General features: G+C 61.4%; 15 protein-coding genes. 9 read left to right on the forward strand and 6 right to left on the reverse strand.

Going from position 1 to position 14,275, the window contains the following annotated elements; genetic code table 11:
- Positions 1 to 685: TOBE-like domain-containing protein (locus VD811_16450; protein ID HXV22576.1), on the forward strand; the 685-nt coding region annotated here is incomplete at its 5' end.
- Positions 686 to 990: 305 nt separating this feature from the next.
- Complete coding sequence (locus tag VD811_16455; GenBank protein ID HXV22577.1) at positions 991 to 1,704, forward strand: YdjY domain-containing protein; 714 nt, start codon at positions 991 to 993, stop codon at positions 1,702 to 1,704.
- A gap of 376 nt (positions 1,705 to 2,080) precedes the next feature.
- Here VD811_16455 and VD811_16460 read toward each other — a convergent pair whose 3' ends face one another.
- From VD811_16460 to VD811_16475, 4 genes are all read right to left on the reverse strand, one after another.
- Positions 2,081 to 2,725, reverse strand: a complete 645-nt coding sequence (locus tag VD811_16460) for a cation transporter (protein ID HXV22578.1) — start codon at positions 2,723 to 2,725, stop codon at positions 2,081 to 2,083.
- 1 nt (position 2,726) lies between these two features.
- Positions 2,727 to 3,122: a hypothetical protein gene (locus VD811_16465; protein ID HXV22579.1), complete on the reverse strand. Its 396-nt coding sequence runs from the start codon at positions 3,120 to 3,122 to the stop codon at positions 2,727 to 2,729.
- On the reverse strand, positions 3,119 to 3,496 hold the full coding sequence (locus VD811_16470; protein ID HXV22580.1) for a metalloregulator ArsR/SmtB family transcription factor: 378 nt from the start codon (positions 3,494 to 3,496) through the stop codon (positions 3,119 to 3,121). Before VD811_16470 ends, VD811_16465 begins: the two co-directional genes overlap by 4 nt.
- Before the next feature lie 302 nt (positions 3,497 to 3,798).
- Entirely contained in the window at positions 3,799 to 4,389 is a 591-nt protein-coding gene (locus tag VD811_16475) for an ester cyclase (protein HXV22581.1), read from the reverse strand.
- 446 nt (positions 4,390 to 4,835) lie between these two features.
- Here VD811_16475 and VD811_16480 point away from each other — a divergent pair, with 446 nt between their 5' ends.
- Complete coding sequence (locus VD811_16480) at positions 4,836 to 5,399, forward strand: DUF882 domain-containing protein (GenBank protein HXV22582.1); 564 nt, start codon at positions 4,836 to 4,838, stop codon at positions 5,397 to 5,399.
- Between the two features lie 80 nt (positions 5,400 to 5,479).
- Here VD811_16480 and VD811_16485 read toward each other — a convergent pair whose 3' ends face one another.
- Positions 5,480 to 6,679 (reverse strand): c-type cytochrome, encoded by a 1,200-nt coding sequence (locus VD811_16485; GenBank protein HXV22583.1) that lies wholly within the window; start codon positions 6,677 to 6,679, stop codon positions 5,480 to 5,482.
- A gap of 372 nt (positions 6,680 to 7,051) precedes the next feature.
- Between VD811_16485 and VD811_16490 the strand changes: the two genes are divergently transcribed.
- The 6 genes from VD811_16490 to VD811_16515 all read left to right on the forward strand — a co-directional run bounded on the left by VD811_16490 (position 7,052) and on the right by VD811_16515 (position 13,933).
- Positions 7,052 to 7,378 (forward strand): cytochrome c, encoded by a 327-nt coding sequence (locus tag VD811_16490; protein HXV22584.1) that lies wholly within the window; start codon positions 7,052 to 7,054, stop codon positions 7,376 to 7,378.
- A gap of 27 nt (positions 7,379 to 7,405) precedes the next feature.
- Complete coding sequence (locus VD811_16495; GenBank protein ID HXV22585.1) at positions 7,406 to 9,115, forward strand: DUF3373 domain-containing protein; 1,710 nt, start codon at positions 7,406 to 7,408, stop codon at positions 9,113 to 9,115.
- 97 nt (positions 9,116 to 9,212) lie between these two features.
- Positions 9,213 to 11,417: a molybdopterin-dependent oxidoreductase gene (locus VD811_16500; protein ID HXV22586.1), complete on the forward strand. Its 2,205-nt coding sequence runs from the start codon at positions 9,213 to 9,215 to the stop codon at positions 11,415 to 11,417.
- A 133-nt stretch (positions 11,418 to 11,550) separates the two neighbouring features.
- Positions 11,551 to 12,105: a 4Fe-4S dicluster domain-containing protein gene (locus tag VD811_16505; protein ID HXV22587.1), complete on the forward strand. Its 555-nt coding sequence runs from the start codon at positions 11,551 to 11,553 to the stop codon at positions 12,103 to 12,105.
- 11 nt (positions 12,106 to 12,116) lie between these two features.
- Positions 12,117 to 13,268 carry an NrfD/PsrC family molybdoenzyme membrane anchor subunit gene (gene nrfD / locus VD811_16510; protein ID HXV22588.1) on the forward strand — a complete coding sequence of 384 codons (1,152 nt, stop codon included), beginning with the start codon at positions 12,117 to 12,119 and terminating at the stop codon, positions 13,266 to 13,268.
- Positions 13,269 to 13,519: 251 nt separating this feature from the next.
- On the forward strand, positions 13,520 to 13,933 hold the full coding sequence (locus tag VD811_16515) for a TfoX/Sxy family protein (GenBank protein HXV22589.1): 414 nt from the start codon (positions 13,520 to 13,522) through the stop codon (positions 13,931 to 13,933).
- 57 nt (positions 13,934 to 13,990) lie between these two features.
- Here the strand turns inward: VD811_16515 and VD811_16520 are convergent, their stop codons facing one another.
- The gene (locus VD811_16520) at positions 13,991 to 14,212 is read right to left on the reverse strand and encodes a hypothetical protein (GenBank protein HXV22590.1); all 222 of its coding nucleotides are present in this window, start codon (positions 14,210 to 14,212) and stop codon (positions 13,991 to 13,993) included.
- Positions 14,213 to 14,275: the final 63 nt, after the last annotated feature.

Raw genomic sequence — 14,275 nt, forward strand, 5'->3', positions numbered from 1 at the left:
CCCCTCCCAGCTCTCCGGCGGCCAGCGGCAGCGGGTGGCGCTGGCCCGGGCGCTGGCGGTGGAGCCGAAGGTGCTGCTGCTCGATGAGCCCTTCGGGGCGCTCGATGCCAAGGTGCGCCTGGAACTGCGCCGCTGGCTGCGCCGCCTGCACGACGAGATTCATGTCACCAGCGTCTTCGTCACCCACGACCAGGAAGAGGCCTTAGAGGTGGCCGACCAGGTGGTGGTGATGAACCAGGGGACAATCGAGCAGGTCGGCACGCCGCAGGCGGTCTGGGATACGCCCGCCAATCCCTTCGTCTACAGCTTTCTCGGCAACGTCAACCTCTTCCACGGCCGTATCCACGGCGGCCAGGCGATGGTCGAGAACGTGCGGCTCTGCGTGCCGGAACTCAAAGGGGCCGCCGACCAGAGCGTCGTCGCCTTCGTCCGTCCCCATGAACTGGAGGTGAGCCGTACCCCCTATGGTCCGGATGATCTGCAGGCGCAACTGCGCCATGTCCAGGGCACCGGCGGACTGATCCGGCTCCAGCTTGAGCGCGTCGACAACCGGGAGTCGATCGAGGCGGAGATTACCCGCGAGCAGTTTCGGGAGCTGGCCCTGGAGCCCGCGGACCTGGTCTACCTCCGGCCAAAGGCGATGCGCGTCTTCGTCGAAGGCGGGGCGCTCGATTACCAGATCTGAGCAGCGCGCCGACTGCGGAGAAGGGGGTATCCATGAGCCAGTTGACCCCTCCCGGGAAGATCCAGGTTGCCAGCCTTCATCAGTCTTCGTTGGGATATAGCGGCGCCGGTGTAAGGAAAATTCCTATTCGTGGCAAAAAGTCCATCGGAACTACCAATTGGCTTGTCCGGAGAAAAGCACCTATCATTCTTGTCCCATGCAACCTTGCCGGGTGAACGGCGCTGTCGGGAACGCTCCTCTCGTATTCCTGGCGCACGGGATTCGGCAAGGATGGTCGGTTAAACTCAACGGGACGGAGGAAACAGATGGTCAGATGTGTTCAATTTTTGGTGGCGCTCGGGGTGGTGCTGGCAGTGGCCGCGCCGACGCTCGCCGCCGGGGAGGCCGCGACCGCCGCGACTGCTGAAGACACCCTGGTGGTGGATCGGGAGAGCCGCGAAATCCGCTTTACAGCCACCGTCACCCGCGACGACTCCGCCGCGGCAGTCAAGGACTGGGGCACCCGTGGCCAGGCCTGGATCGGCACCAGGGGAGGCAAGGCAGAAAAGTTCTTCATTTTCACCACCGATGTGGATCGGGCTGCGATCGATCAGGCGGTCCGGGACCTGGGCGTGAAGTCCCTCCGCCAAATCCCGAAAGAGGGATGGGAGAAGCATCAGGGATTCAAGGCGACCACGACCCGCGAGGACTACCTGGACGGTGACCCGATGATCGCCAGCATCCGCTTCGAAAAAGACGGCCGGCCGACGGTCATGGCGCTAGATGAACTCATCGAGGAGAAGGTCGCGGTGGGAGACGCCGGCGTGGTCAAGCCCTACACGCCGCACTGGGTTTATCACGGCACCGGCGAGGCGATTCGCTACCCATCGGGATGCATCCTCTGCCCTTCAGACTGCTTTGGCGGCATCATCACCGACAACTCCCTGCCGCTGCTGACCATGAACCAGTACAAAGTCGATTGGAGCAAAATGCCCCCAGTCGGCACCAAGGTAGAGATTGTACTGAAATCGATCCACTAGCCCGCCCGACAGTCCTCTGCCGACAGGCTGAAAAAAGTTCCAATAACCTCCGATGTGAGAGCCAAACAAATGAAAGGCCGATTTCCTTGAGGGAATCGGCCTTTTTGCTAGTGTCTCAGCCTTTACTCTAAAAAGCCCACCCGAATAAGTCTGCCAAGAAAAGAACTTGAAGGTTCGAGTCCGATCCGGGGCCTTGGCGAGGCGACGCTCAAGGTCTGTTTCGGTAAACTCCACTGGCCAAACACTCTCAGCAATTCTCAGGTACCAAGGTATATTAGAAACAGCCTCTAGCTGGGGGCGTTCTACGCCATTTTTTGCCAAACGCCTTGCTGGACCAAAGTTCCCCCCATGCAAGGCAAAGGAGACCAGCCGTGGCTTAGCTACAATTGTCGGAACATGTGCAGGTCAGCCCTTGGGCTTTGCCGAAGGCCTCCCGACCCTCTTTCCACGTGAACCAAGCGATCAGTAGCGCGCCGACGGCATCAAGGCTGCCGATGCCGGTCAATTCAAATCCGGCGCTGGCGATCAGCAAGACCACCGAGAGGTAAAGGCAAGCCTTGGAGCAAGCTGCGTCGGCCAGGATCGCCTGGGAGTTCAAGATCGTCCCGACCCGGGTCTTGTGGTAAATCAGCAACCACATGAACGACATGGATGCCAGGGAGACGACGATCCCCCACAGCGTTGTTTCCGGTTTATGCTGTTGCACAAGATTGAGCCCCGCCATCAGGACCAAGCCGGCCGTCAGGGCGTAGAAGGCCCCACCAGTAATACGCAAGGCCCTCTGCTCGAAGGAATCCCGGGTTTCGCCCTGGTTGTTCCGGATGCGGCGGATCATGTGCCAGATGCCAACCGCCGAGATAACCTCAATAAAGGAATCGACTCCGAAGCCGAATAGTGCCAGGGTCTCGTCAGCACCACCCAGCACCATGGAAACGAGCCCCTCCACGAAGTTGTAGCCGATGGTGAGAATGGCCAGGAGATTGGCCCTGGTGATAAGCTTGTCACGCTCGATCTGCTTCATATCAAGCAGTTCCCTTCCGATACCAGAGAGATGCCACCATCCCGTAGATGCAATTGAGCCCGATTACAACAATTGGTGTGATCATACCAAAACCCAGCCCCAGCACCCCCTTGCCCATCCCCGGCAGGACCAGGAAGAGCATCATGGCCGACGGCGGAAGACTCAAGAGGCAGCCGCGCAGCAGGACCTTTTTCCGCAGAAGCGGCAGCAGAAGCAAAAGCATCCAAATGCCGCCCCAAACCATCCTCTGGCAGAGCCAGGGGGCAGTGAACTCGGGTTTCATGGTCAGACCGATCAAATCGCTGACGCCAACCTTCCCCATGAACCAGATATTGAAACTGTCAACCAGGCCGCCCAGTGCGCCGCCGGCGAAGGCAGCGCTGATTTTCCGGATCATGGTGAAACTCCTTGCGACGTGGTGGTGAAGATATGGTGGAGCCCCTCCTGGAGGAGATTCTCCACATGGCTGTCGTCCAGCGAGTAGTAGACGATCCGGCCAGCCTTCCTGTATTTGACTACCCGCAAGGAGCGGAGAAGTCGCAGTTGATGGGAGACGGCCGACTTGGTGGTACTCAAGAGGCTGGCAATGTCGCAAACACAGAGTTCTTCCAGTGAAAGGGCTTGAAGGATGCGGACCCGGGTGGGATCACCGAGTACCCGGAAAGTTTCGGCAAGTCGGAAAAAGATTTCTTCCGGAGGCATGGCATTTCTGACGGCGGCGACCTTTGCCTCGTCAATGAGAGTGATTGAGCAGATGGCGTTTTGGGGCACTGACTACCTCCATTGTTGAGCAATCGTTCAACTGTTATGATAGGCGCGACCCACTTTCCTGTCAATGTCTGATTCACACCGCAAATCCCCTGGTCCCGAAATGTAAGAGTTAAGCAGGGGCGGCGGTCTAAATTGTCACGACTTCCAGAACAGCAAAAGCCCACCTCGCGGTTCGGGTGGGCTTGTCTGCTATGCCAGCAATCTTAAGACAAAAAGTACCGCTTATTTACGGATAATCCTTCGGTGAGGTGTCCCTGGAACCCGTCCGGAAGCCTCCGCGGCGGCGGAGCATCCGCGTTTGTTCACTGCGCGAGCCCGATCTGTTTCATGAACTCGCCGTTGTCCCAGAACAGGTACTCCTCGAACATGATGCCGTCCTTATTCCAATGGCCGATCGTCGCCATCGGGATTCGGTAGGCCTTTCCGGTCGGCTGGATGGTCTTCCCGTCGGGAAGAACCATCGGCTTTGTGAACGTACCCTCGAGCCAGCCGGTCACCGCAGTCCACTCGCCGTCCGCGGTGCCGAACCGGACCGGGTGCTCCAGGATGCGGTTGTCGGGCGCGAATGTGAACATGACCTTCAGGTCCTCGATGTGCTTCTCGAGGCCCTTTGTCGTATGGCCGTCGGGCCAGTGCACGACCACGTCCTTGGTGTGGCTCTTGTGGAAGTCCTGCCACTGTTGGCCAGTGTACACGCGGAAGTCGAGATCGTCGAAGTTCGCGAGGTTCCTCGCGAGTTCGGGGGGGACGCCCTCGACCTTCGGAGCGGGCTCGCCAGCCTTCGTTCCGGGCCACTTGTTCTTGTCGGCGGCCACGGCGGGGGAACCGCCGAGCAGCGCGCCAATGAGGCTCGCGCCGAGCGCAAGCATAATGATACGGGTCGTCTTCGTCATGGCTTAGCTCCTTTCCTGTTTTTTCCCGCTTTGTGGGTGGCCGATGGCCTATTCACCGGCCGCTGCAATTCCGGAAAAAGCCCACTTGAAATATAGCATTTTCTGCGAGAGCCGGGTGTCGCTGACGAGACGCTGGTGACTTGTTGATGTCCTGACTGCGCTTCGATCATCTCCGGATAACGCCCCCTCTCGATCGACCAGGCGTTTCAGACCGGTCGTCCCCGGGATTGGCTTGAAGATGTACGGAGGTATGCAAAAATGCCGTTGACGCGTGAAGCGCCCGGCGATCTCCGGCATCACCCTATTTCAGAGACTCGGTGAAAAAGGCTGTGAGTTTGTGCATGCAGGAGGATGCGACTGTGACGGAGCGGTTGACAAAGCCATTCGGAATTTGCTAGAAAGGGGGGCCTGAATTTTTCGCATTCATTGAATTAACGGAGGAAAAGTTGTTTTTTAATCCGCATTGGGGCCGACGCACCTTTCTCAAGGCGTCGCTGCTTACAGTTCTTGCCGTTGGCAGCGGTCACGTCGCCTGGGCCCGGGAGCTGCTCGAGGATGGGCTGCCGCCGGGGAAAATCTCCCTCTACAATACCCACACCAGCGAGAGGCTGGCCGTCACCTACCGAGACCGGACGGGGGAATACGACCTGGCGGCTCTGGATGAGATCAACTGGCTGCTTCGCTGTCATCACTCCGACGAGGTGCATGAAATCGATGTCCGGACCATCGAATTTCTCAGCCTGGTCGACCAGAAGCTGGGCGGCAACCGCGACTTCCATGTCATATCCGGCTACCGCTCTCCCGCCTACAATGAGAGGCTGCGGCAGGAGGGGAGGGGGGTGGCCAAACGCAGCCTGCACGTCCAGGGTAAGGCGATCGATGTCCGCGTTCCGGGCGTCAAGCTGGCCAATCTGCGGCGGGCCGCCCTGAGCCTGCAGTATGGCGGAGTCGGTTATTACCCAAGCACGGGCTTCGTTCACCTCGACTCCGGGGATTTCCGTACCTGGTAAACTGATTCACAGAGCGTTTAAAAAGCCGTCCTGGTTTTCGGGGCGGTTTTTTTTGCGCCGGGTGCCCGCTCTCCCCGAATTTACTCTTGTTTTTCCATTTCATAGTAGGTGTGTACCGGCAGGATCTCGCCGCTGGCGATCGCCGCTTTCACGGCAAGAACCAGCTCCCTGATCTCGGCGAGCTGCGGCTCTGTGAGGCCGGGCTTCGGCATGGCGGCGCCGGGTTGCAGGTAGGCGGGATCGCGAACGAAATTGACGAAGTAACCGGCTTCGAGCTTCTCCATCGCCAGCAGGAGGTCGGGCGCGAAAGCGAAGGGGTTGTCCCGTCCGGGCTCGGCCGCAATTGTCCGGAACTCGCCAAGCGGGTGACAGGCGAAGCAGGGCAGCAGGATGGTGCTGGCAGCGAAGCGTTCCCGCAGCGAGGTCGGAACGGGGGTGGGGATGAAGTCGAGAGGCTTCTCCCGGTAGAGGCGGCTGTGACAGTCGTAGCAGTCGTAGCCGGCCCACAGCTCGCCGCGGAAGCGATCGGCCGGCGACTTGGTCCAGGCGACCTGGCCCAGGTAGTCGGCAACGGCATCCGCCTCGGCCGGCTGCAGGCTCGGTCGAGCGTTGGGCGAAGTGAAGTTCAGCATGGCAATGTCGGTGATGGCCGGCCGTAGCCGGTAGGGAGCGCGAAGGTAGGCCTCCAGCCACCCCTTCTCGTACTTGTAGCGCTTCCAGGTGAGGCTGGGAGCGCGGGCGGCGCCGAACCCCTCGATGCTGTGGCAGCCGCGGCAGCGGGCCGCCTTCACCAGCTGGCGGCCGACCTCCAGCTGGTCCTCGATGTCGCCGAGCTTGACGGCCCTGGTTTTCCGGGGCTGTTTTTTTTTCTGCCGTTTTGCCGCCTCGGCGGGGTCGGCGTTGAGCCGGTCCCGCAGCTCGCAGCAGGTCTGGGCATCGCCGCAGGCGGTGACCTTGATGACGTCGGCGTCGCCGAAGAAACCGTCTTCGATCAGGATGCTCTGCAGCTCGTAGTCGACCAGCAGCCAGCTCTTTTCCGGGATGCCGCGGAACAGCTCCTTGCCGCCGAAGACATCGATCCTGTTGCGGCATTCGAGGGTTGCCTCGCGAGAATCGCCGTAGGCCAGGGTAACCCAGGCAATCTCTCCACTCTCCGTGACCTTCTTGTCGAGAAAGAGCACATGGTTGAAATAGGGGACCCCGGGGCGCCCCTCGGAAACGAGGGCGAAAGCGTCGGCATGGCAGCAGAGCAGCAGCAGGAAGGTCAAAAACAGGCGCATAATCGACTCCACAGGCAGAAGAAAAGGTATTCATCTATAGCAGATATCCCCGCCGATGCAATCAGCCCCTCCCCCCTTCAGGCGTAATGGCCGCGAAACTGAAACATTCCGTTGCATGAAACAGGATGTTTCAGTTTCGCGGTTGGTCCGCGCCTCCCTGCGGCCAGTGCGTCGGCGCAAGCTGACTGGTTGTCGGGTGCAACAAGATGTTTCACCCGATCGATGACCAGGTCGGCTTAAAATTATTAGAGCCGGCGAATTCAGGGGCTTTGGAAGGGAACGGGTGCATGGCATATATATTGAAAGTAAAATATTCAGAAACATGAAACCAGTTGCGCACAAGCGCACCAGGCAACGATGGGAGGTTCAATCATGAAAAATGCCGGGAAACTGCTCGCCTGCTTCACCCTGATGATCTTTGCCGCGACCGCCGCTCTGGCGGCGCAGGGGGGGAATCCCAAAAAAGGGAAATACCTCTACAAGAAGGAGTGCAAGGCTTGCCACGATGCCGGGGGCGAAGGCGGGAAGCTGACTCCGCTGTCGAAGACCCAGGCGCAGTGGGACCGCTTCTTCGAGAAGGACAAGCACAAGAACAAGCCGGAAGCGTTCAAGAAGTTCTCCGATCAGGATGTCAAGGACATCCAGCAGTTTCTGTTTGATCATGCCGCCGACTCGGACCAGCCCGAGACCTGCGGTTAATCTGTGTATTTTTTGAGGAGGCAATACATGCGCAAGTTGTTTGCACTGCTGTTGATGGTCCTGCTCATCGCCCCTGCCACGGCGCTGGCCATCGACGATGCCAGGACCATCGAGGATCTGCGCAAGCAGATCGAAGAGCTCAGCACCCAGCTCGAGGATATCTCCGGCCGGGTCGACAAGACTGAGAAGAAGAGCGCCCTCGACCGCATCAACTGGTACGGCGACCTGCGGGTCAAGGCCGACACGCTGCATTACAAGGACGTCACCTTCGCGCCCGGCCTGCTGGTCGATTTCGACAACTTCGGCGCCCAGGTGATTTCGGGAGCCTTTGGCGATCCGGCGAACCCGGCCTCACCCATCGGCAAGATGCTCGCCGCCAATCCCGACCTGGCTACCGCTTTCGGCCTGGGACTGCTGCGTGGGGTCGGCCCCTTCGCCCTGGCCCCGAAGAAGACCTCGGACATCAACAACGACATCCTCTACACCACCCGCCTGCGGCTCGGCATGAAGGCGAAGGTCTGGGACAACGTCGATTTCGCCGGTCGGCTGCTGATGTACAAGAACTGGGGCGACTCCACCGGCGTCAAGGTCTTCGATTCGTGGAGCTCCTTCACCATGGACGGCACCAACAGCGGCAATACCACCGGCGACTGGCTGCGGGTGGAGCGGGCCTACTTCGACTGGAAGGACATCGGCGGCAGTCCCTTCTACCTCTCCATCGGCCGCCGTCCCTCCACCTACGGCCCCCCCAGCCAGTTCCGCGAGAACGAGCTGCGCGGCGGCACCCCCTCCGGGCACCTGGTGAATTTCAACTTCGACGGCATCACCGTCGGCTACAAGCTCTCCGAACACACCGGCGTCGAAGGCCAGACCGTCCGCTTCTGCTACGGCCAGGGCTTCGAGTCCGAGCACGGCAACGGCGAGCTGTTCAACGAGATCAGCACCAAGGATACCCACCTCGGCGGCTTCAACGTCGATGCCATCAACAACGGCACCCACTTCCTGCAAATGACCCTGTTCCGGGCCGAAGACGTCAATGACGGCTTCAAGGGGCTGATCGCCTTCCCGACCCAGCTCGCCGGCTTCTTCGCGCCGACCATGTTCCAGGACCTGCAGAAGTTTCCGACCTTCAACTTCGTGACCCGGGTGCAGCCGAGCACCAACATCGGCGACATGAATCTCGGCGGCATCGGCTACGTCTTCGAGGGGGAGAGCGGGATCAACGCCTTCGCCTCCGGCGGCTGGACCCAGATGGAGCCCAACGGCAAGGCGGGCATGTTCGGCGGCATGGGCTCCGACGCCGTTTTCGAGGCCCGGCTCAATGCCGATCAGACCGAGATCATCCTGGTGCCCGCCCGGGCCGAAGAGGACAAGGATCGGCACGGCTTCTCCGTCTATACCGGCGTGCAGATTCCTGCCCCCCTGGGCAAGTTCGGTGTGGAGTACAACTACGGCTCCCGCTACTGGATGCCCTTCACCCAGGCGCAGGACGACGTGGTCGGCAGCAAGCTGGCGACCCGCGGCCACGTCGGCGAGGCCTATTACATCTTCGACATCAATCCGAACATGTTCATCAAGGTCGGCGGCATCTACTACGACTACAAGTACAGCAACAGCGGCACGCCGGTCGGCAAGCCGCAGAAGATCGAGGACATCCAGGACGGCACGGCCTTCTCGATGCTCCCCGTGGTCGACGACGCCTGGGACGGCTACGCCTCCCTGACCGTCAAGTTCTAAACCGCAACGCTGCAATCCGCGGGGAGAGGAGGACACCTCCTCTCCCCCTTCGCGGTGCTAGACATGTATATATTCGCATCAATGGAAGGAGATTGACGTGGCACGCCTGATCGAGAAAAAGCTGAGCCGCCGCCGCTTCCTTGGCCTCTCCACCTGCGCCCTGGCCGGTGTGGCGGTCGGTTCGCAGGTCAAGGTCCTGCGGGCGTTGGCCAAAACGGGCGAGATCGGAGAGGTGACCACCCTGCCGGGTAAGGACGTCTTTACCAGTTGCGGGATGTGCGTCAACAAGTGCGGGGTGATCGCCCGGGTGCGTGACGGGGTGATCCACAAGCTCGATCCGAATCCCCATTTTGCGGCCAAGAGCCGCGCCATGCTCTGCGCCCGCGGCAACGCCGGGGTCAAGGTGGTCTACGATCCCGACCGCCTCAAGTATCCCCTGATCCGGGTCGGTGCGCGCGGCGAGGGGCAATGGCGGCGCGCCTCCTGGGAAGAGGCCCTCGACGAGGTGGCGAAACAGATGAACGCCGTGGCCGAGAAGTACACCCGGGCCGGCGTGATGTTCGCCTCCACCGAGGGGACGTTCCAGGAGCACTTCTTCATGCAGCTTGCCGAGTGCTTCGGCTCGCCCAACACGGTGCGCCACCCCACGCTCTGCCTGTCGTCGAACATCCAGGGCTTCGGCGCGACCTTCGGCACCAACCCCACTCCCGACGTGCTGGGCGCCGACTACATCATCATGAGCGGGGCGAACCGCAGCGAGGCGCTGATCACTCCCGACTCCATCGACATGCTCAAGGGGGACGGGGGCCACCGCAAGCTGGTCTATCTCGACCCGCGTTTCACCAAGACGGCGGCCAAGGCCGACGAGTGGTACCCGATCCGGCCGGGGACCGACATGGCCTTCATCCTGGCGATGATCCACGTCATCGTCAAGGAAGAGCTCTACGCCAAAAACTTTGTCGAGACGATGACCGTCGGCTTCGACCGGCTGGTCCCCCACATCGAGCCGTATACCCCCGAGTGGGCCGCCGCCGAGTGCGACATTCCGGCCGCCGACATCCGCCGGATCGCCCGCGAATTCGCCGCCGCCGCGCCGAAGGCGGTCTACTATCAGGGGCGCCGCTCTTCCTTCTTCGCCAACGACACCCAGATGCGCCGGGCCATGGCCATCCTCAACGCGGTGGTTGGCAACTGGGACGTCGAGGGCGGGATGCTCCCCAACCGCAGCATCGCCCTGAACAAGCACGACTACCTCGCCCCCTGGTACGACGACGTCCCGGGGCGCCTCGACGAGGGGGCCGTCACCTACCTCTCGGAGAAGGACGGCTCCTGGCCGATCTTCCGCGACCGGGTCCTGGCGGGCAAGCCCTATCCGGTCAAGGGGATGCTGGCCTACAAGCAGAACGTGCTCGCCTCGGTCCCCAACCGCGCCAAGAGCCTGAAGATGATGGAGCAGATGGACTTCATCTGCACCATCGACATCACCATGAGCGACACCGCCTGGTATTCGGACGTGGTGCTGCCCGAGGCGACCTACCTGGAGCGCCTCGACCCGCCGGAAGTGCTCGGCGGCATCGTGCCGGTAGTCGCCTTCCGGCAGCCGGCGATCGAGCCGATGTTCGAGAGCAAGCCCTGCCTCTGGATCATGCAGGAGCTGGCCAAGCGGCTCGGCGAGGAAATCGCCGAAACCTTCGATTTCACCATGGAGGAGCACATCGAGCACATGGTGCAGGCCAACCCGAAAATACTGGAAGACCTCAGGACCAAGGGGGTCTATCTGGAGGCGGAGCAGCCGGTCTACGGGGCAACCTACGGCCAGCCGCTCAAGACCAAGAGCGGCAAAGTGGAGATCTATTCGGAGAAGTACGCGGAGAACGGCCTCGATCCGCTTCCCGTCTACACCCCGCCGGAGGCCGTCCCCGCCGGCAAGTACCGGCTGCTCGTCGGCCGCCATGCCTACTTCACCCACGGCACCACGGCGAACAACCCCTACCTGCACGACATCATGCCGGAGAACACCCTGTGGCTCAACCCCCGGGAGGCGGACCGCCTGGGGCTGACGAACGGGCGGCTGGTCAGGGTGCGCAGCGCCGTTGGCGAAGAGACCCTGAAGCTGGAGGTGACGGAGAAGATCCGGCCCGACAGCGTCTACCTGGCGCACGGTTTCGGCGTCCTCTCCAAGGGGCTGACCAATGTCTACGGAAAGGGGGGGTGCGACGCCGCCCTGATCGAGGAGAAGACCTGCCCGATCTCCGGCAACGTCGCTATGCACGAGACGTTCGTGGAGGTTTTCCCGGCCTGAAAACAAAAGCGATCTCACGCAAAGGCGCAAAGCACGCAAAGAAAACCTCCAAGGGCTTTTGATTCCTTGGCGATCTTTGCGTCTTGAGCGAGCGAAGCGAGCGGGCGTGAGACAGATTTTCCAAGGAGTTTTTATGAAAAACAAGCGATTAGCCATCGTGCTCGATACCCGCAGGTGTATCGACTGCAAGGCCTGCACGGTGGCCTGCAAGGCGGAAAACCGCGTCCCGCTGGGGCGCAACAACTACCGCAACTGGGTCGACGAGGAGGCGCTGCGCGGCGCCTACCCCAACCTCGGCCAGAGCTTCACGCCGAGCCAGTGCCAGCACTGCGCCAATCCCCCCTGCGCCCATGTCTGCCCCACGCACGCCACCGAGGTCAATCCGGACGGCATCGTCCACGTCGTGGACAAGAAGTGCATCGGCTGCAAGTACTGCCAGACCGCCTGCCCCTACAACGCCCGTTACTACAACGAGGAGATCGGGGCGGTGGACAAGTGCACCTTCTGCGCGCACCGGGTCTACGAAGGGCGCCTGCCGGCCTGCGTCGAGACCTGCCCGACCAAGGTGCGGGTCTTCGGCGACATCAACGACCCGAACAGCGAGGTTTCCAGGCTGCTGGCCAAGTACCCTTCGCGGGTCCTCAAGCCGGCGCAGGGCACCAAACCGCATCTGTTCTATCTGATCTGACGGAGAATGCCATGCTCGCAATCCTGAAACACCGTCCAAGCTCGCGCCTGTGGTTCTCCCTGCTCGGCATCGGGATGATCGTCGGGGCCATCGGCGTGGTGAACGTCCTGCTCAAGGGGCACGGCCACGTCTACAACGTGAGCCGGGAGATCCCCTGGGGGATTCTCATCTCCACCTACGTCTTCCTCGTCGTCTCCAGCACCGGTCTCTGCCTGATCTCGAGCCTCGGGCACGTCTTCGGCATCGAGAAATTCGAGTTCTTCGGCAAGCGGGCCATCCTGCTGGCCATCCTGACCCTGCTCTGCGGCTTCGGTACCATCGCCATGGAGCTCAATCACCCGCTGCGCATGGCGCTCTATGCCGTCATCAGCCCCAACTTCACCTCCGCCATCTGGTGGATGGGGACCCTCTACGGCCTCTACCTGGTGCTGCTGTGCGGCGAGTTCTACTTTCTGATGAAGGGGATGCACAAGGGGGCCTTCACCATGGGGATGCTCGGCTTCATCGCCGCCGTCTCCGCCCACTCCAACCTGGGGGCCGTCTTCGGCCTGCTGGAGGCCCGTCCCTACTGGTACGGCCCCTTCCTCCCCCTCTACTTCATCCTCTCGGCGCTGGTCTCAGGCGGGGCGATCATCAGTCTCCTCGTCTACTTCCACCACAAGGAGAGCGGCGAACTGATGCCGCAGCGGTACGGGGAATTCATGGACACCCTCGGGCGTCTGCAGGCCTTGTTCCTGATGATCCTCATCTTCTTCGTGATCTGGAAGATCATCCCCGGCCTCTACGGCCGGCCGCCCGAGAAATACGAGGCGACCATGGCGGTGCTCTTCGGTCCGCTCGCCTTCAACTTCTGGTTCTTCGAGGTGCTGATCGGCATGCTCATCCCGGTCACCCTCCTGCTCAACCGCCGCACCCGCACCCCCCTCGGGGTCATGTACGCGGGGCTCCTCTCCACCTTCGGCATCTTCTTCATGCGTTACGATCTGGTCGTCGCCGGCCAGCTCGTCTCCATGCGGGAAGGCGCCGCCGACCTGGTGGGCGGGCTGCTGCACTATGCCCCCTCGCTGACCGAGGTCGCCATCGTGGTCGGGGCCATCTCCCTCTGCCTGTTCCTCTACACCCTGGCCGAGCACCTGCTCCCCCTGCGGGAGGAGGAACACTGAGAAGGGCGCAGCCGCATCACACAAGGAACTCAGCATTCCTTGCCTCCTTGGGCCGGCCTCAGCGCCGGCCCTTTTTTTAGGTTCTTCCGGGAATTTCGGCGTCAGGGGCCGCAACCCCTGGGATTGGATTTTGTCTGGATATCGGCAAACCGGCGGGTCTCGCCCCGCCAGGCGAGGTACCTTTCTTGCTCGGCCAAGAAAGTTACCCCAAAGAAGGCCACCCGGCCCCTTGCCCGCCTGCGGCGGGTCCCATGCGCGGCGCAGACATTTTGGGGGCGGGCAAAAACTCGCTTCGCTCAAACATTTGCCCGCCTCTTTCCCCAAATGTCCACTCCGCTCCGGCTGTGTCACACGGGAAGCAACTTCAACATGTGACGGCGCAAGAGAAGAAGATGATGGGCGGGCTCTGCTTCATGGTCAACGACAAGATGTGCGCCGGAGTCGTCGGGGAGACGCTGATGGCGCGCATCGATCCGGCGCTCTACGAGCAGGCTTTAGCCCGCCCGGGGGCGCGGGAGATGGATTTCACCGGCCGGCCGATGAAGGGGTTCATTTTCGTCGAGCCGGAAGGGATCGATGAGGACGCTGATCTGCTGTATTGGCTGCAGCTCTGCCACGACTACAACCCGCGGGCCAAGGCCAGCCGCAAACGGAAATCGGTTTAGATGGGAAAGCCCGCTTTTGGTGGGTTTTTTGTTGGGGAGGCAAGGCGGGGGGAACAGTTATTCGCGCACCTTGTAGACCGGATGGGCTTCGGTGTCGGCGCGATGGGCAGCGAGGTCGCCGGCTATTTTTTTGAGCAGATAAGTGGTTTGTTTGTGCTTTTGGTTCGACTCTTCGCGGAACTCGTGCAACTCGGACCGCAGAGCGTCGTGCCCCTCAATTACGAGTTCGAACTTTCCGCGGATGTCTTCAAACAGTATTTCCAGGTGGTCCTTTTTCATGTTCCCCTCCTCTCTGATGGAATGCTTGCGGATGCATAGGCGAGATGGCCCCGGAGGTCAATG

The sequence above is a fragment of the Desulfuromonadales bacterium genome, from assembly GCA_035620395.1.
Taxonomy (GTDB): Bacteria; Desulfobacterota; Desulfuromonadia; order Desulfuromonadales; family DASPGW01; genus DASPGW01.

What these genes read in the sequence shown, in the direction of transcription:
- VD811_16455 (HXV22577.1), top strand. Translation starts at nt 991, where the DNA reads ATGGTCAGATGTGTTCAATTTTTGGTGGCGCTCGGGGTGGTGCTGGCA.
- VD811_16460 (HXV22578.1), bottom strand. Translation starts at nt 2,725, where the DNA reads ATGAAGCAGATCGAGCGTGACAAGCTTATCACCAGGGCCAATCTCCTG.
- VD811_16465 (HXV22579.1), bottom strand. Translation starts at nt 3,122, where the DNA reads ATGATCCGGAAAATCAGCGCTGCCTTCGCCGGCGGCGCACTGGGCGGC.
- VD811_16475 (HXV22581.1), bottom strand. Translation starts at nt 4,389, where the DNA reads ATGACGAAGACGACCCGTATCATTATGCTTGCGCTCGGCGCGAGCCTC.
- VD811_16485 (HXV22583.1), bottom strand. Translation starts at nt 6,679, where the DNA reads ATGCGCCTGTTTTTGACCTTCCTGCTGCTGCTCTGCTGCCATGCCGAC.
- VD811_16490 (HXV22584.1), top strand. Translation starts at nt 7,052, where the DNA reads ATGAAAAATGCCGGGAAACTGCTCGCCTGCTTCACCCTGATGATCTTT.
- VD811_16495 (HXV22585.1), top strand. Translation starts at nt 7,406, where the DNA reads ATGCGCAAGTTGTTTGCACTGCTGTTGATGGTCCTGCTCATCGCCCCT.
- VD811_16505 (HXV22587.1), top strand. Translation starts at nt 11,551, where the DNA reads ATGAAAAACAAGCGATTAGCCATCGTGCTCGATACCCGCAGGTGTATC.
- nrfD (HXV22588.1), top strand. Translation starts at nt 12,117, where the DNA reads ATGCTCGCAATCCTGAAACACCGTCCAAGCTCGCGCCTGTGGTTCTCC.
- VD811_16515 (HXV22589.1), top strand. Translation starts at nt 13,520, where the DNA reads ATGCGCGGCGCAGACATTTTGGGGGCGGGCAAAAACTCGCTTCGCTCA.
- VD811_16520 (HXV22590.1), bottom strand. Translation starts at nt 14,212, where the DNA reads ATGAAAAAGGACCACCTGGAAATACTGTTTGAAGACATCCGCGGAAAG.